Consider the following 17,503-nt stretch of genomic DNA (forward strand, 5'->3'; position numbering starts at 1 on the left):
TAGACGGCCCTAGCGTCGACACCGATGAACACCACGATCCTCGCCGCGACCGTGAGCGGCCTCCTGTCCGGCCTGTCCCTCATCGTCGCGATCGGCGCCCAGAACGCCTTCGTCCTGCGTCAGGGCATCGCCGGCGACCGCGTCGGCGTCGTCGTCGCGATCTGCGCCGTGAGCGACCTGCTCCTCATCGTCGCCGGGGTGCTCGGCGTGGGCGCCCTGGTCGAGAGCCGTCCGGGACTGCTGCGGGTCATCACGGGTGCGGGTGCGGCATACCTCGTCTGGTTCGGCGTGCGCTCGCTCCTGTCGGCGCGGCACCCGCAGGCGCTCGGGTCGGGCGCGCCGGTGCGCGGGTCGGCGGCGCTCACCGCGGTGGCGCTCACGTGGCTCAACCCACATGTCTACCTCGACACGGTGCTCATGCTTGGCAACCTCAGCACCGCGCACGGGCCGACCGGCCGGTGGTGGTTCGGGGCGGGCGCCGGGGTCGCGAGCGTCGTGTGGTTCACCGCTCTCGGGTATGCCGCCCACCTCGCCTCGCGCTGGCTCGCGCGGCCGCGCGTGTGGCAGGGCATCGAGATCGCCATCGGGCTGGTGATGTTCGCGCTGGCGGCGATGCTGCTGCGCTCGACGTTCTGAGTTCGACGTTCTGCGCGGAGCCCGCGATCAGACGGCCGTGGTCTTCACCACGCCGTCGAGGAACTCGTGCAGCCCACCGCACCGGTCGCAGATGAGGGCCAGGCTCTCGCGGTTGGCCCACGCGAACCCGAAGAACTCCGCCCCGGACGTGTTGAGCTTGATCCGGCGCGTGCCGAAGACGGTGCCTTGGCAGTAGGAGCAACTGATCGAGCGGTCGAGCACGGTCGCGGTGACGAGCGCGCCGTCGTTGAAGAAGTTCCCCATGGGCAGACTCTGTCAGGTCGGCGGACGGCATACGGGGAGGTTGCCAGTTTCGCCAACGGCTGGCGGCGGCCGTCTGGGCGGGAGCACCATGGGGGTGTGGGGCCTCGAGCCCGCTGACGGCTCCGCGCTGGAGGTTGTCATGGGGCTGCGACGACGCATCACGGCTTGGCTGGCCGCAGCTGTCGCGACGGGGGCACTCGCCCTCGTGGTGCCGTCGGCGGCTGAGGGCGACCCGGCCACGCCGGCCACCTACCCGGCGGCATCGTCGGCGACGCGGACCTCGGGTCGCTTCCTCGACACGTGCACGGCTCCGGCGCTCACGGCGCTGGCCGCGTGGCGCGGGACCTCGCCGTACACGGGGGTCAACATCTACTTCGGCGGCCGCAACCGCGGCTGCGCGCAGCCCAACCTCACCGCATCGTGGGTGCGCAGCTCGGTCGCCGCCGGCTGGTCGCTCGTGCCGACGTACTTCGGTGACCAGCCCTTCTGCGTCTTCGGCACCAAGCCCTTCCGGTATGCCGCGTCCGACGCGGCTGCACGGGGTGCGGCTGACGGCGCCGACGCGGTGGCGCAGGCCCGAGCGCTCGGCCTGCTCGCCGGCAGTGGCCTGTTCGCCGACGTCGAGCACTACGACCGGGCTTTCGCCGGGTGCACCGCCGCGGTCCGCACCTACGTCTCCGAGTGGACCCGGGCCCTGCACCGCAGCGGCTACGTCGCCGGTGTCTACGTGCACCAGGACTCGGGGCTGCGCGACCTCGCCGCCAGCTACACCTCGACAACGCTCGCACGGCCCGACGCCGTGTGGATGGCCCGGTTCGACAACGTCGCGAGCGTGACCGGTTGGCCCACCGCCGGCAACACCCTGTGGGCGGAGTGGCAGCGGGCGAAGCAGTACCGCGGCAGCCACGACGAGACCTACGGGGGCGTGACCATCAACATCGACAACGACGTCATCCGCGGTCCGGTGGCGTCCGTCCTCCGGACCTACCGCGTCACGAGCTCGGGCAACCTCAACGTGCGGAGCGGGCCGTCGAGCGCCTACCCGGTGGTCGGCACGCTGGCGGCAGGCTCGTCGGTCGGGGTCATCTGCCAGGCACGCGGCCAGGCCGTGGGCACGACGTCGGTGTGGGACCGCATCAGCACCGGGGGGTTCGTCACGGACCGCTATGTGTCGACGCCCTCGAGTACAACGTTCAGCTCACCGTTGCAGCGCTGCTCCTACCCCGGGCAGGTCACCATCGCGACCCCGGTCAACACCCGCTCCGGACCGGGGACCTCGTATGCCGTGAACGGCTCGCTCCAGGGCGGGGCCCTCGCCTGGGTCGCCTGCCAGAAGGTGGGCACGCGCGTCGGCACGACGACGATCTGGAACCAGCTCGTCGACGGTCGGTGGGTGAGCGACTACTACGTCTCGAACCTGTCGAACACGTCGTTCAGCGCACCGGTGCCGCGCTGCCTCTGAGCGGGCGGTGGCATGCTCTGCGGGTGGCCATGAACCCGCGCGAGCTGTCCGAGCAGGCCCTCGCCTTCCTCACCGACCGGCACCTCGCCACCCTGACCACGCTGCGGCGCGACGGCTCGCCGCACGTCGTCCCCGTCGGCTTCACCTGGGACGCCGCGACCGGGACCGCTCGGGTCATCACGAGTGGCACCTCGCAGAAGGCACGCAACGCGAGCCGCTCCGGACGAGCCGTGGTCTGCCAGGTCGAGGGCCGCCACTGGCTCTCCCTCGAGGGGCCCGCGCGCGTGCTCACCGACCCGGACTCGGTCGCCGATGCCGTCGAGAGGTATGCCGTCCGCTACCGGCAGCCGCGCGTCAACCCCGAGCGGGTGGTCATCGAGATCACCGTCGATCGGATACTGGGCAACCTCTGACCGGGTCGTTCGGACCACATCTGCGAATGATCACTCGTGCCCGGTGTGGCGCGGCCGATCGCGGGGAAGTTTGGGGGGTGAAGAGTTTTGATCTCGGCCAGCACCACTCGCACCTGCGCCCCGACGGAAGCACGTTCCCGCCGGTGACGCCGGACCCCCCGCCTCCGCCCGGGTATGTCGACCCGCTCGCGACCCTGGACGTCGCCTTCGACGTCGACGAGGCCGGGGCGAGTCCACTGGTCGACGGCAGCGCGGGCTCGGAGCCTTCGCAGGGCGGTCCGTCCTCCCAAGCCTCGGGCGGCTGATGTCCGGATCCGGCTCCTGCGCGCCGACCCATGACGAGCGGGCGGAGCGGCGGCCGGGCGACGAGATCGTGCCGGACCCCGACGTCGTCATGGACACCGCGTTCACGCTGCCGGCACCGACACACGTCGTGTGGCCGTGGGTCGTGCAAATCGGCAAGAAGCGCGCCGGGTGGTACCTGCCGCGCCGGCTCGAGCGTCTCGTGCCACGGAGTCGACGGGCCCTGCGCCACCTCGAACCGCGGTGGCAGTCGCTCACGGTGGGTGACGTCATCCCCGACTGGGGCGGTCGCGACGAGACCTTCACCGTCGCGGAGCTGGAGCCATGCTCGCACCTCGTCCACACCTCGACGCGCGGGTCGACGCACCTCTCGTGGTCGATCGTGCTGCGGCCGTCCGACGACGACGCGACGTCCACACGACTGCTGTTCCGCCTGCGGCTCGCACCGGTTCGGCGGGTGTGGCTGGCGCGGACCGTCGGTGGCTGGTTCGACGCGTTGACGATCCGCGGCTTGGCCGCCGGACTGACCGAGCGCCTCACCGACCCCGTCAGCGCGACAGGAGCGGCGCCCCCTCGCCCGTGACGTTCCGGGCCGCCGCGAGGCGACCGGTGAGGAGGAGCAGGATCTCGGCGACGGGTGCGCGCACCTCGGCTCCCTCCCCGCGAGTCCAGTCGACGTCGGTGGCGGTGAGCCGGACGCCGTCGAACGGCAGCTGCTCGAAGACCGAGGACATCCAGGTGCGACGGGTCTCCCAGCGGCGGGTCGCACCGACCGTCGCCGCCGCTGGGTCCATCGACAGCTCGATCCCCAGCGGCCGGGCGATGTCCTGGCTGTGGACGAGGATGTCGGTCAGCGTCTCGAGCGGCGTGACACCGACGTTGTGCCGTCGCGACCCCACGCCCTCCCGGATCTTCGAGACGATCTCGTCGGTGGTGAGCTGCTCGGCCGTCAGGAGGGCCGAGTCGTGGATCATCCGGTTGAGAGAGACGCTGCGCAGCAGCCGCGGGTTGCGACCGACCAGGCCGAGCGCCGCCCCGAGGCCCTGGCGTTGCAGGGTGAGGTGCGCGGCGACGTGCCGCACGGTCCACCCCTCGCACAGCGACGGCTGGTCCCACTGCTCGCCGGAGAGGCCCTCGAGCAGGTCGGCCGTGCGCCGCCGCTGGTCGTCGATCGCGGTCCACAGCGTGTCCGCCTCGGGCGGAGTCATGGTGGTCATCCTTCTCCTCCTCCTTCAGGTGAGCACCGGCGAGCTCAACCGAGTCCGCTTGAGCTCGAAGAACTGCGGGTATGCCGCGAGCAGCCGTGCGCCGTCGAAGACCCTCTCGGCGTCGTCACCCCTCGGAATGGCGTTGAGCACGGGGCCGTAGAACGCGACCCCGTCGATGCGGGTGATGGGGGTGCCGACGTCCCCACCGACGAGGGCGAGCCCTTCGTCGTGGCTGCGCCGCAGCGTGTCGTCGTACTCGTCGGACTCCATCGCGTCCTCGAGCCGGGCGGGGAGACCGGTGCTCGCGAGCGCCGCACGGATCGCGAGGTGCAGCTCGGCCGTCGTGGGGTGGCGCCAGGTGTCGAAGTTGACCCGGCCGAACGCGGAGTAGAGGTCACCGAGGACCTGCTCGCCGGCATACAGGGAAGCAGCGATGGCGACGCGAGCGGGACCGCGCGTGGTCTCGGTGACGTGCCGGTAGCCGTCGGTGATGTCGGTGCGGTGCTCGTTGAGGAAGTACAGGCTCATGAGGTGGTGGCGGACGTCGACCGCGCGGCGGGCGGCGACCTCGGCGAGCCATCGTGAGGCGGTCCACGAGTAGGGACAGACCGGGTCGAACCACAGGTCGACCGTGACGGGTGCTGGAGTCGGGGTCATCGGACGCCTCCACTCGGTAGAATGGTCCTGTGATCGAACTAATATAGTTCGTGTCTAGGACTATGTGAAGGGGTTCGATGGACCGCCCGCTCCCGACCGGCCTGTTGATGTTCATCTCGTCGCGGGCCGCCGCCGACCGGATCTTCCGGACGCTCCAGGCGGCGGGGTTCGACGACGTGACCATCGCGCAGGCTCGGCTCACGATGGGGCTCGACCCGGGCGGCACGCGCCTGTCGGTGCTGGCCGAGCGGGCGCAGATCGCGAAGCAGACCGCCACTGCGCTCGTCGACAAGCTCGAGCGCGCCGGCTACGTCGAGCGGGTGCCCGACCCGACCGACGGCCGGGCCCGGCTGGTCCGAATGACCGCGAAGGCGGAGGCGATCCTGCCGGTGGCGCGCGCCGAGGAGCAGCGGATCGAGGACGAGTGGGAGGCGCACCTCGGCCCCCAGCGGATGGCGCAGCTGCGTTCGGCCCTGACGTCGCTGCGCGAGATCACCGACCCGTACCTGGAGGACGGGCGCCCGGGCGCCGGCTAGATGTCCGGGGCCGTGGAGGTGAACCAGCCCGACGGGCCGAGCTCGGCGCCCATGCGCGGGACGTACTGGTCGAAGTAGATCCGCGCGATGAGCTCGCGGCGGCTGCGGACGTCGGCCTTGTCGAAGACCGACTTGAGGTGGTCCTGCACGGTGTAGGTCGAGACGTGCATCGTCGACGCGATCTCCTTGGTGTCGACGCCCTGGAGGACGAGCTGGGTGACGTCGCGCTCGCGCTGCGTGAGGTTGAACGCGGCGACGACGAGCGGGACGATCTCGGGCGGACGAGCCTCCTCGACGGTGACGACGACGTCGCCGCTCGCACCGTCGGCGCTGAGCAACGGGGTGGCGTGCAGGACGAGCCACATGCCGCTACGGGCACGGACCCGGCTCCGCGGCGGCACGGTCGTCTCGCCGCGGGCATAGCGACGAGCCGCGGCGACGAGCGAGCTGATGATGCCCGTCCAGCGGGCGTTGTGCGTGGGGCTCTCGAGCTCGCGCAGCCGCTCCTCGGCGCCCATGCTCGTCTGTCGGATCTCGTCGTCGGCTCCGATGATGAGCACGGTGGGGCCACTCGACGGCCCGGGAGGTGCGGTCGCGACGCGGGCGAGCAGGCCGGTGCGGACCCCGGCGGCGAAGAACGACGAGAGCGACCCGGCGAAGGCCACCTCGTCCGCCCCGAAGGGCCGACTGTCCGGGGCGCGGAAGAGCGCCGCCCCTCCCCAGACCTGCCCACCCTCGCGGAAGAGCACGCGCAGCTCGTCGCCGTAGCCGAAGTGGGGTGCCATGAACGTACTCATCCGGCGCGACCGCTCGGGGTCACCGTGGGTGGCGTGGACCCCGGCGGCGTCGACGCCGGTGCGTGACATCTCGAGGAAGGCAGTCTCCTCGACCGCGCCGTACTCGATCGCACCCCACTCGTGGTCGTGCTCGTCGCGGCCCTGGAGGTCGCCGAACTTGCGGGTGCTCGTGAGCAGCTCGGTGCTCGGGTCGACCGTCGCGAGGCAGGCACCGACGTGCGGAACGGCGCGCTGGAGCGACTCCACCGCCTCGGAGAGGAAGGTGTCGATGTCGAGTCCGGCGCGCGCGACGACCTCGAGGTCCGTGCGCACCCGCTCTGCGGTCAGTCCACGGGCCATGGTCGGAGTGTGGCGGAGCCACGGGTGGCGGCACCATCCCACAAAAGTGGGATATCGGCACCCCCACGACCGGGGGCCTGAAGTCCCCGGCGGCGAGGGATGGTCGTCGGTGCAGGGTCGGCACGACCGTTGTCGGCATGACAGGCACCGAGGTCATCGACACCTCTCCTTCGAGTCCGGCCATGACTGCTGCCGGCCGGGTGCACGTGGCGCCCACGGCGATCCTGCCGCTGGGCGCACACGGGCCTCTCGACGACCGAGGGCGCCTCGTGCACGCCGAGGACCCGGCGGCGCAGCTCGCCCTCGCCCTCGCCGGTGTCGAGGCGACGGTCATCGCTGCCGGGCTGCATCCGCGCGACCTGGCCCAGCTGCGGGTCAGTGCCACGGACCTGCCCGCAGTGCTGTCGGTGCTCGACACCCTCACCGACCGGCTCGCCGAGGTCGGTGCGACCCCCGCCCTCAGCGTCGTCGGCGTCACGGCCCTCCCGGTCCACGGAATGCTCGTCGCCCTCGACGGCCTCGCCCTCGGCACACCGTCCGGCTCCACCTCCTCGCCCGGAGGTATCTGAGCGGCGCCGACGCGCTCCTCAGACCCGGTGCCACCCACCACCCCATCGTCACGCGCCCCACCCGGGACCGCGTGTGCCCCACCAGAGAAGGAACACCGCCATGACCGTCGAGACCACCCTCGACCCCCGTCCCACCTCGCCCGCCGAGTCGCTGCGCGACCTCTGCGGGGGAGCGGTCCACCTCGCCGGAGACCCCGGCTACGACACCGCCCGTATGCCGTGGAACGTCGCCGTCGACCAGCGGCCCGCCGCCGTGGCCATCCCGCGCCACGCCCAGGACGTCGTCGACGTCGTGCGCGCCGCGGCCGCCGCCGGCCTGCGCGTCGCCGCCCAGGCGACCGGCCACGGTGCCGGACCGCTCGCCGACCAGCCCCTCCACGACGTCGTGCTCATCCGCACGAGCGGCATGGCGTCGGTGTCGGTGGCCCCTGCCGCGCGCATCGCGCGGGTCGAGGGCGGCGCGCTGTGGCAGGACGTCGTCGAGGCGGCGGCACCCCACGGGCTCGCTGCGATGCACGGCTCCTCGCCCGACGTCGCCGTGAGCGGCTACACCCTCGGCGGCGGCCTCAGCTGGTACGCCCGCAAGCTCGGGCTGGCCACCAACCAGGTGACAGCCGTCGAGATCGTCACGGCCGACGGCTCGCTCGTGCGGGCGACCGAGCACGCGCACCGCTCGCTCTTCTGGGCGCTGCGCGGCGGCGGCGGCAACTTCGGGGTCGTCACGGCCATCGAGTTCCGGCTGCACGCGATCCCCGACGTCTACGCCGGGATGCTGCTCTGGGACCGCGAGCGCGCGCCGGAGGTCGTTCGGGCCTGGGCGCAGTGGACGCGGACCGCGCCCGACGAGGTGACGACGTCGCTGCGAGTCCTCAGCTTCCCGCCGCTGCCGGAGCTGCCGCCCTTCCTTAGCGGTCGCCAGCTCGTCGTCATCGACGGTGCCGTCCTGGCCGACGACGCCTCTGCCGAGACGCTGCTCGCGCCTCTGCGCGCGCTGGGCCCGGAGATGGACACCTTCGCTCGCGTCCCGTCGGCATCGCTCACCCGGCTGCACATGGACCCCGAGGGTCCGACGCCGGCGGTGGCCTCGACGACGGTCCTCGCGGAGCTCCCCGAGGAGGCGATCGAGGCGTTCCTCGGTCAGGTCGGGCCCGGCTCGACGACCTCGCTGCTCGCGGCGGAGCTGCGCCAGCTCGGCGGCGCCCTCGCCCGGCGCGACCCCGCCGGCGGTGCGTTGTCGCACCTCCAGGGCGCGTATGCCGGGTTCTTCGTCGCGATCGCGGCGACCCCGGAGATGGCCGCGCAGGGCCGGGCGGACGGGCAGGCGCTCGTGGATGCTCTCCGGCCCTGGGCCAACGGACGCTCCGTCCTCAACTTCAGCGAGAGCGAGACCGACGCGAGCACGGCATACGACAGGGGTTCGTGGGAGCGGCTGCGTACGGTGCGCGCGGCCGTCGACCCGGACGGGCTCTTCGCCGCGAACCACCCCGTGACGCAGGAGCGCCGCCCGGCCTGAGCCCCGGAGCGGAGAGGTCGGTCCTCACGAAGGCGTCACAGGGGTCGCCTTCGTGAGGACCGTGCCGTCCCAGGCGAGAACACCCGGGCGACGATGGGCGACGACTCGAAAAAAGTCGGAGACTCGATGTCGAAGACGCGAGGAGCCGTTCGACGTCCGTGCACGAAGCACCACACCGACAGAGAAGCAGGAGTGATCGCAATGCCGCGTTTCATGGGATTCGTGAGGATGGAAGAGGGCATCGGGATGCCGCCCCAGTCGCTGTTCGCGGCGATGGACAGCTACATCGGAGAGCGCGCGGCGTCGGGGGTCTTCCTCGACGGCGGCGGGCTCTACGGCACCGAGGACGCCGTGAACTTCGTCATCCGCCAGGGCGAGGTCAGCCGGGTCGACGGCCCCTACGCCGAGGCCAAGGAGGTCGTCGGTGGCTGGTCGCTGCTGGAGTACCCGAGCGTCGAGGATGCCGTGGCCGACCAGCAGAAGTTCGCCGAGCTGCACGCCGAGCACTGGCCCGAGGCCACCGTCGTGGCGACCCTGCGCCAGATCTCCGAAGGGCCGGACGCGGGCACCGACTGACGCTCGCTGTCTGCGCTTGCTGTTTGCGCTTGCTGTCTACGCTGGCCCCGTGCCGGCGGAGAGCAGTTCCGAGAGCCCCAACGACGCCATCGTCTCGACGTGGCGGGCCGAGTCGGCCCGCCTCGTCGGGGCTCTCACGCGGATGACCCGTGACCTCGACCTCGCCGAGGACCTGGCGCAGGACGCCCTCGTCGCCGCCATGGAGCAGTGGCCGGCCGCCGGGGTGCCCGACAACCCGGGCGCCTGGCTCATGGCCGTCGCGAAGCGGCGAGGGGTCGACCACTTCCGGCGCGCCGACACGCTGCGGCGCAAGACCGCCGAGCTCGAGCACGCCCACGCTGGAGAGGAGGCGACCGTGCCGGACCTCACCGACCAGGTCGACTCCATCGAGGACGACGTTCTCCGGCTGATCTTCCTGTCGTGCCATCCCGCGTTGACGCCCGAGTCCCGCGCCGCCCTCACCCTGCGGCTCGTGGGTGGGCTCACCACCGCCGAGATCGCCCGGGCGTTCCTCGTGAGCGAGTCGTCGATGGGTCAGCGCATCTCACGCGCGAAGAAGACGCTCGTCGTCCAGCGGGCCGAGTTCGAGCTGCCGTCCGGGCCGGAGCGCACCGCTCGCCTGGGCGACGTCATGGCCGTGATCTATCTGATCTTCAACGAGGGCTACTCGGCCACCGCGGGCGAGGACTGGATGCGGCCCGCGCTGGCGGAGGAGGCGATGCGGCTCGCGCGGATGCTCGTCGCGTTCGCCCCCGATGACGTCGAGGTGCTCGCGCTCCAGGCGCTGCTCGAGCTCCAGGGATCCCGGATGGCCGCTCGGCTGGACTCGTCCGGCGAGCCGGTGCTGCTCGAGGCGCAGGACCGGGCGCGGTGGGATCCGCTGCTCGTGCGGCGTGGGCTGGCGGTGCTGGGGCGGGCCGAGGAGCTGGCCTCTCGGGGTGAGCCGGTCGGGAAGTATTTCTTGCAGGCTTCGATTGCTGCCGAGCACGCCCGGGCCGGGCGGGCCGAGGACACGAACTGGCGCCGGATCGCGGCGCTGTATGACGTGTTGGCTTCGGCGGCGCCCGGGGCTGTCGTCGAGGTGAACCGGGCGGTGGCCCACGGGCGGGCGTTCGGGCCGGACGCTGGGTTGGCCGTGCTGGCTGAGGTGGACGAGAGCGCGTTGGGTGACTCGCCGCTGGTGGCGAGTGTGCGCGGAGACCTGCTCGAACGGGCCGGGTCGCACGCCGAGGCCGCGGAGGCATTCGCTCACGCGTCGGCCGTGACCAACAACGAGAGCGAGCGCTCAGTCCTGACCCGGCGGGCCGAGGAAAACCTCGCGTCGGCCGCGACGACCTAGGTTGGAGCCTGTGGCTAAGCGTTGGGTGAGCACCAAGCAAGGGGCGCATCTGGCCGGGCGGCGCAAAGTCAACACGGCGCCGGAGGTTCTCCTACGGCGCGCGGTGCATGCCGCGGGGGGTCGGTTCAGGCTTCACCGACAGCTCGCCAAAGGGTGCACGCCCGACTTCGTCATGCCCGGGCGGCATGTCGCCGTCTTCGTCGACGGCTGCTTCTGGCACGGCTGTCCGGAGCACGGCCGGAAGACTCCGTGGTCCGGGCCGAATGCCGAGCTCTGGGCAGAGAAGATGTACCGCAACGCCGAGCGAGACCGCCGCTCAACCGAGCTCGCCGAAGAACTCGGGTGGCACGTCGTCCGTGTGTGGGAATGCGAGGTGCGCGACGACCCTGCGGGGGTCGCTAGCCGGGTGATGACACCGGCTGTCAGAGCTGAGTGATGGGGTCAGAGCAGTAGAAGTCTGCCCATCGCCGACGGGCCTCATGGAAGGGGCCGCGGCCCTGCACGGAGGACCTTCATGGCGACACAGTCGTGGCTTCAGCCTGCCCTGAAGCTCAACTCGCACAGTCACGCTCGCCAAAAGGCCAACTTAGCTGATAAGCTAGCTAACATGACCTCCGCGCAGGGATCCATAGAAGCGAGGGACAATTCTGCGTCATTCTCGTTCGCGGATCTCTTCGCCGGAATCGGCGGGTTCCACGCGATGCTGTCGCACGCTGGTGGGGAGTGCGTGTTCGTCTCGGAGATCGACCGTGAAGCCCGTCAGACCTATCTGCGGAACTGGGTGGAGAACCTCCCCGGGGAGCGCTGGCCCGTGGTGAACACGGACATCACGTCGGCCACGCCAGAAGACGGGCCAGTAGAGGTTCCAGAGCACGACGTTCTCGCCGCCGGCTTCCCCTGCCAGCCCTTCTCGAAGTCGGGCTACCAGCGCGGGATGGACGAGGCACGAGGAACGCTCTTCTGGAACATCGCCCGCATCCTCGAGGAGCGACGACCTGCCGTGGTCCTGCTCGAGAACGTGCGGAACCTCGCCGGTCCCAGGCATCGGCACGAGTGGGACGTCATCATCCAGACCCTGCGTGAGCTGGGGTACAGGGTCTCCTCGACACCATCGGTCTTCTCACCACACTTCCTGCCACCGTCGATGGGTGGCACGCCTCAGGTGCGCGACCGAGTGTTCATCCTGGGGACGTATGTCGGGATGGAGCGAGCCATGGCCGAGGTCGACGTGGCCCCAACTGTGGTCCGTGGCCCGGTCAACGAGTGGAACGTCCACGACTGGGACGCCGAGTGGATCCTAGACGCGGACGAGTCCATCCCGAACCTGACCAAGTACAGGCTCACGTCAGACGAGACTCACTGGATTAACGTCTGGGACGACCTCGTGCAGCGCATGTGGGCGGCGCGTGGCGTTCGGCTCCCAGGTTTTCCGCTGTGGGCAGACGCCTGGATTCCGGAGAGGGCCTTGGACCCCGTGGAGCTCGAGGCCTTGCCGAAGTGGAAGTCCGACATCCTCATCAAGAACGCACGGTTCTTCGATGACCACCGGGACGTCATCAAGGCATGGAAGAAGGCCAACCCGTCGTTCTCCAGCTTCCCGGACTCCCGACGAAAGCTCGAGTGGCAGGCGCAGGACACCGCGTCTCTGTGGGACACCGTCATGCACCTGCGCCCATCCGGGATCCGCGCCAAGGCACCCACGTACCTGCCCGCACTCGTCGCCATCACGCAGACGTCCATCGTGGGACGACGCCGGCGGCGCCTGACACCACACGAGGCAGCGCGGCTCCAAGGTTTTGGCAGCGACTTCACCTTTGAAGGACAGCGAGACCAAGCCTCCTACAAGCAGGTCGGCAATGGCGTGGCCGTGGGAGCTGCCTGGCATGTCTTCCGCACGCATGTCGCGCAGAATGCGGCCGATCTTCCTAAGCGCCTGGTTAGGAGCGTGCTTGCCGCTGACACCAACCCCATCGGCAACGCCCTGTCGCCCGCCGCGACAGAGACAGAAATGCAGAGGACGCAGCCTCGGGCCGCGGATCTCGCGGGGTAGAGGGCGTTCCGTGGCCGGACGGTCACGGCGCAGGCGGCCACCCAGTAACCTCCTGCCACCAAGCGCAAAGGGAGGGCTGTCGCTGTGGGTTCGGTTGCCGTTGACCAGCTGCGTTCAGACGGAAGTGTCCTGCGTGACGTCGACACCCGCCTCAGCACGGCCGCGAAGAACGCACTCCTGCTCGCGGCACTGCCAGGGGCCTCCGTTGCGACCTACGCCGGTGAGCAGGTCGTTCGGTATCGCGACCAGGTCATCCTCAAGAAGCAGGTGACCCATCTCGGCTACCCCTGGCCCGAGTACAAGAAGCGGATCCAGATCCCGAAGCGATGGCTCGACGTTGAGCGGCAGGCTCGAGAGGAGAGGCTTGTGCCGCGTTTCGTCGGGATCTACCACTATGGCGACGTCACGATCTTCGTCGACTTCGAGCCCTCGACCTACGTGCGGCGCAAGGCCAACAACTCTGCGGCGCATGTCGCCACCAACGACCTGTTCCAAGCACAGACGTTGGGACAGTTCTCCAAGGACGACAGGAACGGCAACCGGCTGACCACCGTGCGAGCCGACCAGTTTGAGGACTACCTCCTCCAGGGGTATACGGAGGCCAACCCTCACCTCGGGGCGATACGTCGCTTCAGTGCTGAGCTCCTTGACGGGCGGAGGACCGAGGGTCTCGATGCCGTGCGTGAGATGCACTCAGCACGATGGCCCGACAGGTTCCAGAACGAGTGGGCAGGCTTCTACGTCGAGTACAGACTCGATCGATACGTGAGGCAGCATCGCCTGGAGCACCTGCTCGCGGTCCAGAAGGTCAAGCGCAAGGGCGAGTTCGACTACGACCTCCGGTTCATGCAGCAGGGTGAGGTCCACTTGTACGGAGACCTCAAGGCGTCCAATATCGCCGTGAGCGACTCACCAGGGAACGACGCAGCCGCATTCGCTCGCTGCCTCGAGGAGTTCGGGCGCTTCTGGTACGTCGTGTATGAGCACGAGACATGGCACGGCAGAGACCGAAACGACATCGCAACAGTCGCGTGGAACACCTGGAGGCGCTCGGTAGGTCACCTCGGCCGCGAGAAGGAGTTCAACCCCCTCTCGTACGCCAGCCGCTTCAAGGAGGCCGTGCGGTTCGTCGGTGTGAAGGTGCTTGAGGTCAACATGGCCAACAAGCACATTGTGCTTGGCGACTTTCAAGACGGCTTCAGGCAACCGGATGGGAGGCCCCGCAAAGGAAAGGTGATGATCCGCAAGAAGGACATCGACGACTTCTTGGTCTACTCAAAACGCTTACAAGCAGGAGTGGCACGGGTTAAGGGAGAAGTCCAGGACCCTCCACGCTTGGATTAGGGCCGAAGCCGGACTTGCACGCACTTCGCAATCGATAGATCGCTGGTCGGGGCATCTCCCGGAGGCAGCAGACCGCATAGCCAGTGTGTTGGAGACGCCTTTGCATCCCGAGCACTAACGACTGGGCATGGACATCTAGATTTCGGTCGAAGCTCCAGCCGGCAGCGTCTTCCACCGACTAACCTGCAGAGCGTGGCGAGGGTATTTGGGCGGGAGTACCCCGAGCGAGCGTTAATGAGTGTGATCTCTGATTTGCTCCGGATCCCGCACTTCACAACGGCGAGTGGAAGCACTGTACGAGCAGACTTCCTGGAGGCCGTTGGCCGAGCCTTGGGCATACCGGACACGTCGATGGCAGGGCTCGTGAAGGACGACCTGCTTGCACGCGTGATTGAGACCGCTACGCATGCTCCGATTGACCCAACGCTCTACTCGCCTGGTGCCACAGTCACGAACAAGGCACTTCAGGCAATCATCGACGGTCTCCTGGAGCACGGGGTGCCGACCAGCCCAGACCTTCCTGACGTGGAGCGCCGGGAAATGGCGGACGAGGAAGAGGACGCGGAACTCGACTTCGATCCTGCCGAGATTCAAGACGACCGCAATCGACGACTCGTCGAACGAGCAGTCAGAGACGGCCAAGACAATTTCCGGTCCGCGCTCCTGCGAGCGTATGGAGCCAAGTGCGCGATAACGGAGTCTGACGCTGTGGAGACGCTCCAGGGTGCGCACATTTACCCCTACCGCGGCCGTGCGACGAACGTAGTCGGCAACGGACTCCTGTTGCGGTCAGACATTCACATACTCTTCGACCGCGGAGCCATCGCGATCGACGAGTCCTGTTACACCGTCCTAATGAAGCCCCACCTACAGGTGACCCGCTACGGAGCGGAGCTCAGTGCTCGCCGGCTTCTTCTTCCGCGGCGAAAGGCCGACCGTCCCTCGACCGCCGCTCTCCGGGCGCATCGTGAGTGGGCGGGCTTCTGAAGGCATTGCCTCTTCTCGCTGGCTCGGTACCGCGAGAGGGAAGCCGCTGGATCTGGCCGGTCCACCTGGCCCGGCACGCTGGCCCATTTTGCTGGGGTACGGACACGAAAGAGGCCCTTCCTGGCGAGCGGAAAGGGCCTCTGACCTGCGGTGGAGCCAAGGGGACTTGCCCCGAACCCCCTGCTTGCAAATTCCGCAGATGGGCCTTCGGCCGGGTCGGTTGAGCACGCTATTCCCCTCCGTCGGGCGGTCTCAGGCCCTTCCACACCCCACTACTGCAGTACTTCTCTGGGGTACGTGTGCAACTGGAACACGGCAGGGGGTCAGTCGGCCTCGCCCTCCTCGCGGACGTGGAAGCCCGGTGGCGCCACGTCGAGGAGCCTCTTGAAGTTCTCCCTGGTCGACGAGCCCCAGTTGTTGTTCAGTACCCAAGTGTGGTCCCCCTCGATCAGGGGGGACCCCAGGTGCCAACGCTTGCGGTTCTCGTCTGATTTGCCCAACTGCGCCTGCACGGCGTCCCAGAGCTGGTCCTCATCCAGGAACACACCGTCGACCTGGAGTGCCTTTGACGAGGGCAGGATCGCGCTGATCTGAGCCATGGTGATGCCCGCGCCGTGGAGGCCCTCGACGAGTCGGAGAATTGCCCAGCGCTTTGGGAGCGGCTCGGTCGACCCTGTCGGGGAGTCGATGATGAACTTCGTCCAGTCGGCAGACGACTCCTTCGCCTGCTTCACCGCTGTCTCCTTCTCTCGTACGCGCACGGTGTACGCGGACGCCTCTGGGAGCGGAATGACGTGTTGGACATCGAGGAGAAGTCGTTCCCCGAGTGTGTACGGGCTGAGACGGATGCAACGGATGTCGAAGGCGTGGAACTCGTTGAGCCACAGAACGGTGGTGGTGATCTCCTGACTGAAGTTCTCCGAGGCTAGAACGATCCCAACTTCTCGCGGGATGGCAGGTTCCTCGTCATCTCCTAGGTCTAGCCACGTGAGGAGGTCGGACCGGGCGGTGCCATCCGTGTGGTCTTCGGCCCCCCGCGACTTCCGGTACCTGGCGAATGCATTCACCACCTGACTGAACGTCATTGTCGAGATCATGGCGGCGTAGCGAAGGGCTTGGAGCTCCATGTGTCCGCCGTCGGCCGTGCGCTTCAGTTCGACGACAACGAGCTTCCCTTCGCGATCGATGCAGAGGAGGTCGATCCGGCGGTTGGCGCCCTCGAAATCCCCGAACTCCTCGGCGACGATATGGAGGTTCTCGTCAATGAGATCGATGTGGTCTCGAAGTGCCGCCTGAAGATGCGTCCGCTCCTGGATGTTCTGCTCGGCGAAGCTGCTGCGCTTGAGCTTGACCAAGGAGTGCTCGGTGATCAGGGCGTCGCCCTTGACTCCGGTCATGTCGTACAGCGCCATGCGTTCTCCTCCGCGGACCGATCCAAGGCGGGCCCAGCCAGGGCCTCACCGCACCACCATGCCCTGTCCAGCATGATGCGGCCACGATTCAAGGAATCTCCTAGCCGACGTAGGTTGGAGAAGTGGCGGAGCGCTGGGTCAGCACTGAGGCGGGCGCCCATCTGGCGCGCCGCCGCAAGGTGAACACGGCCCCCGAGATCCTCCTGCGGCGGGCGGTCCATGCTGCCGGCGGTCGGTTCCGGCTGCATCGACAGCTCGCCAAGGGCTGCACCCCCGACTTCGTCCTGTCCTCGCGTCGCGTCGCGGTCTTCGTCGACGGATGCTTCTGGCATGGGTGCCCGGAGCACGGCCGCAAGACGCCCTAGACGAGACCCAACGCGAAGCTATGGGCCGAGAAGATGCTCCGAAACACCGAGCGTGACCGGCGGTCCACCCAGCTGCTCAGGACGCCGGATGGCGCGTCGTGAGGGTATGGGAGTGCCAGGTCCTGCAAGACGCTAGAGGGATCGCCCGCCAACTGATCGCTCCGGACTCGCTCCCCTACTAGCGACCAATCAGGGACCCTTCAAGTCAGGACCCGACAGCCCTCCGGAATCGTAGTTCGACCCTATGGGCCGTCACCGCGTGCCCGGAGCCAGCAAGGATTGTTGGGGCATGGCTTGACACCGCGACGTTCTTCAACGTCTGCCAGGAGTGCGGCGCCCGGTGCGTCTCGCCTGAACGCCGGCGTCTGCAGCGCACGCTGGTTGATCCCTTCCATCGCCGTCGGTCTGCGACGGGCGTGCCCTGCGGCACATTTTCCGAGGAGTACACAGGCAAGGTATGAGTCCACTGGCGTGGTGGGGTTTAGGGGGTAGCGGAGCGGCTCGAGGTGAGTGGGGCGCCTGAGGGGCCAAGTGGAAAGCGCCGGGCCGCCCGCACGTGCGACTGCAGTACTTTCTGGGGTACGGACACGTCGGAGGCCCTTCGCGAACCTCGCGAAGGGCCTCTGACCTGCGGTGGAGCCAAGGGGACTCGAACCCCTAACCCCCTGCTTGCAAAGCAGGTGCGCTACCAATTGCGCCATGGCCCCCAGGCGGTGACGTGCACCGCCGGGTC

19 protein-coding genes and 1 tRNA gene are annotated in these 17,503 nt (G+C 68.7%); 14 read left to right on the forward strand and 6 right to left on the reverse strand.

Annotated elements, in window-relative coordinates; all coding sequences use genetic code 11:
- The first annotated feature begins 24 nt into the window (after positions 1-24).
- Positions 25-636: a LysE/ArgO family amino acid transporter gene (locus ACSQ11_RS05445; protein WP_436003819.1), complete on the forward strand. Its 612-nt coding sequence runs from the start codon at positions 25-27 to the stop codon at positions 634-636.
- Between the two features lie 27 nt (positions 637-663).
- Here the strand turns inward: ACSQ11_RS05445 and ACSQ11_RS05450 are convergent, their stop codons facing one another.
- Entirely contained in the window at positions 664-900 is a 237-nt protein-coding gene (locus ACSQ11_RS05450) for a hypothetical protein (RefSeq protein ID WP_436003821.1), read from the reverse strand.
- Positions 901-1,039: 139 nt separating this feature from the next.
- Between ACSQ11_RS05450 and ACSQ11_RS05455 the strand changes: the two genes are divergently transcribed.
- The 3 genes from ACSQ11_RS05455 to ACSQ11_RS05465 all read left to right on the forward strand — a co-directional run bounded on the left by ACSQ11_RS05455 (position 1,040) and on the right by ACSQ11_RS05465 (position 3,661).
- On the forward strand, positions 1,040-2,362 hold the full coding sequence (locus ACSQ11_RS05455; RefSeq protein WP_436003823.1) for a glycoside hydrolase domain-containing protein: 1,323 nt from the start codon (positions 1,040-1,042) through the stop codon (positions 2,360-2,362).
- 29 nt (positions 2,363-2,391) lie between these two features.
- Positions 2,392-2,775 (forward strand): PPOX class F420-dependent oxidoreductase, encoded by a 384-nt coding sequence (locus ACSQ11_RS05460; RefSeq protein WP_436006700.1) that lies wholly within the window; start codon positions 2,392-2,394, stop codon positions 2,773-2,775.
- Between the two features lie 304 nt (positions 2,776-3,079).
- Positions 3,080-3,661, forward strand: a complete 582-nt coding sequence (locus tag ACSQ11_RS05465) for a hypothetical protein (protein WP_436003824.1) — start codon at positions 3,080-3,082, stop codon at positions 3,659-3,661.
- On the opposite strand, the gene ACSQ11_RS05470 is transcribed toward ACSQ11_RS05465, so the two are convergent.
- On the reverse strand, positions 3,627-4,295 hold the full coding sequence (locus ACSQ11_RS05470) for a maleylpyruvate isomerase family mycothiol-dependent enzyme (RefSeq protein WP_436003826.1): 669 nt from the start codon (positions 4,293-4,295) through the stop codon (positions 3,627-3,629). The two genes, ACSQ11_RS05465 and ACSQ11_RS05470, sit on opposite strands and share 35 nt — an antisense overlap.
- A 15-nt stretch (positions 4,296-4,310) precedes the next feature.
- A complete protein-coding gene (locus ACSQ11_RS05475; protein WP_436003828.1) occupies positions 4,311-4,943 on the reverse strand; it encodes a mycothiol-dependent nitroreductase Rv2466c family protein in 633 nt (210 codons plus the stop codon).
- A 77-nt stretch (positions 4,944-5,020) separates the two neighbouring features.
- On the opposite strand from ACSQ11_RS05475, the gene ACSQ11_RS05480 reads away from it, so the two are divergent.
- Positions 5,021-5,479, forward strand: a complete 459-nt coding sequence (locus tag ACSQ11_RS05480) for a MarR family winged helix-turn-helix transcriptional regulator (protein WP_436003830.1) — start codon at positions 5,021-5,023, stop codon at positions 5,477-5,479.
- Here the strand turns inward: ACSQ11_RS05480 and ACSQ11_RS05485 are convergent.
- Positions 5,476-6,615 (reverse strand): helix-turn-helix transcriptional regulator, encoded by a 1,140-nt coding sequence (locus ACSQ11_RS05485; protein WP_436003832.1) that lies wholly within the window; start codon positions 6,613-6,615, stop codon positions 5,476-5,478. The two genes, ACSQ11_RS05480 and ACSQ11_RS05485, sit on opposite strands and share 4 nt — an antisense overlap.
- A 137-nt stretch (positions 6,616-6,752) precedes the next feature.
- Here ACSQ11_RS05485 and ACSQ11_RS05490 point away from each other — a divergent pair, with 137 nt between their 5' ends.
- The 8 genes from ACSQ11_RS05490 to ACSQ11_RS05525 all read left to right on the forward strand — a co-directional run bounded on the left by ACSQ11_RS05490 (position 6,753) and on the right by ACSQ11_RS05525 (position 14,993).
- A complete protein-coding gene (locus ACSQ11_RS05490) occupies positions 6,753-7,184 on the forward strand; it encodes a Rid family hydrolase (RefSeq protein ID WP_436003834.1) in 432 nt (143 codons plus the stop codon).
- 100 nt (positions 7,185-7,284) lie between these two features.
- Positions 7,285-8,697 (forward strand): FAD-binding oxidoreductase, encoded by a 1,413-nt coding sequence (locus ACSQ11_RS05495; protein WP_436003836.1) that lies wholly within the window; start codon positions 7,285-7,287, stop codon positions 8,695-8,697.
- Between the two features lie 228 nt (positions 8,698-8,925).
- Positions 8,926-9,273, forward strand: a complete 348-nt coding sequence (locus ACSQ11_RS05500) for a YciI family protein (protein ID WP_436006702.1) — start codon at positions 8,926-8,928, stop codon at positions 9,271-9,273.
- A 49-nt stretch (positions 9,274-9,322) separates the two neighbouring features.
- Positions 9,323-10,612, forward strand: coding sequence for an RNA polymerase sigma factor (locus ACSQ11_RS05505; RefSeq protein ID WP_436003838.1), 1,290 nt, complete (start codon positions 9,323-9,325; stop codon positions 10,610-10,612).
- Positions 10,613-10,637: 25 nt separating this feature from the next.
- Positions 10,638-11,048: a very short patch repair endonuclease gene (locus tag ACSQ11_RS05510; protein ID WP_436003840.1), complete on the forward strand. Its 411-nt coding sequence runs from the start codon at positions 10,638-10,640 to the stop codon at positions 11,046-11,048.
- 171 nt (positions 11,049-11,219) lie between these two features.
- Positions 11,220-12,662: a DNA cytosine methyltransferase gene (locus ACSQ11_RS05515; RefSeq protein WP_436003842.1), complete on the forward strand. Its 1,443-nt coding sequence runs from the start codon at positions 11,220-11,222 to the stop codon at positions 12,660-12,662.
- 84 nt (positions 12,663-12,746) lie between these two features.
- The gene (locus tag ACSQ11_RS05520; protein ID WP_436003844.1) at positions 12,747-14,006 is read left to right on the forward strand and encodes a hypothetical protein; all 1,260 of its coding nucleotides are present in this window, start codon (positions 12,747-12,749) and stop codon (positions 14,004-14,006) included.
- A gap of 192 nt (positions 14,007-14,198) precedes the next feature.
- Positions 14,199-14,993 (forward strand): HNH endonuclease, encoded by a 795-nt coding sequence (locus ACSQ11_RS05525; protein ID WP_436003846.1) that lies wholly within the window; start codon positions 14,199-14,201, stop codon positions 14,991-14,993.
- Between the two features lie 323 nt (positions 14,994-15,316).
- Here the strand turns inward: ACSQ11_RS05525 and ACSQ11_RS05530 are convergent, their stop codons facing one another.
- A complete protein-coding gene (locus ACSQ11_RS05530) occupies positions 15,317-16,405 on the reverse strand; it encodes an endonuclease NucS domain-containing protein (RefSeq protein ID WP_436003848.1) in 1,089 nt (362 codons plus the stop codon).
- A gap of 122 nt (positions 16,406-16,527) precedes the next feature.
- Between ACSQ11_RS05530 and ACSQ11_RS05535 the strand changes: the two genes are divergently transcribed.
- Positions 16,528-16,770: a hypothetical protein gene (locus ACSQ11_RS05535; RefSeq protein ID WP_436003850.1), complete on the forward strand. Its 243-nt coding sequence runs from the start codon at positions 16,528-16,530 to the stop codon at positions 16,768-16,770.
- 634 nt (positions 16,771-17,404) lie between these two features.
- On the opposite strand, the gene ACSQ11_RS05540 is transcribed toward ACSQ11_RS05535, so the two are convergent.
- Positions 17,405-17,477 (reverse strand) — tRNA-Ala (locus tag ACSQ11_RS05540).
- Positions 17,478-17,503: the final 26 nt, after the last annotated feature.

Origin of the sequence: Knoellia sp. LjRoot47 (assembly GCF_964253435.1) — a bacterium.
Taxonomy (GTDB): domain Bacteria; phylum Actinomycetota; class Actinomycetes; order Actinomycetales; family Dermatophilaceae; genus Knoellia.

Excerpts from the sequence above, each read along its gene's own strand:
- ACSQ11_RS05445 (WP_436003819.1), top strand. The coding sequence starts at position 25 with ATGAACACCACGATCCTCGCCGCGACCGTGAGCGGCCTCCTGTCCGGC.
- ACSQ11_RS05450 (WP_436003821.1), bottom strand. The coding sequence starts at position 900 with ATGGGGAACTTCTTCAACGACGGCGCGCTCGTCACCGCGACCGTGCTC.
- ACSQ11_RS05455 (WP_436003823.1), top strand. The coding sequence starts at position 1,040 with ATGGGGCTGCGACGACGCATCACGGCTTGGCTGGCCGCAGCTGTCGCG.
- ACSQ11_RS05460 (WP_436006700.1), top strand. The coding sequence starts at position 2,392 with ATGAACCCGCGCGAGCTGTCCGAGCAGGCCCTCGCCTTCCTCACCGAC.
- ACSQ11_RS05465 (WP_436003824.1), top strand. The coding sequence starts at position 3,080 with ATGTCCGGATCCGGCTCCTGCGCGCCGACCCATGACGAGCGGGCGGAG.
- ACSQ11_RS05470 (WP_436003826.1), bottom strand. The coding sequence starts at position 4,295 with ATGACCACCATGACTCCGCCCGAGGCGGACACGCTGTGGACCGCGATC.
- ACSQ11_RS05475 (WP_436003828.1), bottom strand. The coding sequence starts at position 4,943 with ATGACCCCGACTCCAGCACCCGTCACGGTCGACCTGTGGTTCGACCCG.
- ACSQ11_RS05480 (WP_436003830.1), top strand. The coding sequence starts at position 5,021 with ATGGACCGCCCGCTCCCGACCGGCCTGTTGATGTTCATCTCGTCGCGG.
- ACSQ11_RS05485 (WP_436003832.1), bottom strand. The coding sequence starts at position 6,615 with ATGGCCCGTGGACTGACCGCAGAGCGGGTGCGCACGGACCTCGAGGTC.
- ACSQ11_RS05490 (WP_436003834.1), top strand. The coding sequence starts at position 6,753 with ATGACAGGCACCGAGGTCATCGACACCTCTCCTTCGAGTCCGGCCATG.
- ACSQ11_RS05495 (WP_436003836.1), top strand. The coding sequence starts at position 7,285 with ATGACCGTCGAGACCACCCTCGACCCCCGTCCCACCTCGCCCGCCGAG.
- ACSQ11_RS05500 (WP_436006702.1), top strand. The coding sequence starts at position 8,926 with ATGGAAGAGGGCATCGGGATGCCGCCCCAGTCGCTGTTCGCGGCGATG.
- ACSQ11_RS05515 (WP_436003842.1), top strand. The coding sequence starts at position 11,220 with ATGACCTCCGCGCAGGGATCCATAGAAGCGAGGGACAATTCTGCGTCA.
- ACSQ11_RS05530 (WP_436003848.1), bottom strand. The coding sequence starts at position 16,405 with ATGGCGCTGTACGACATGACCGGAGTCAAGGGCGACGCCCTGATCACC.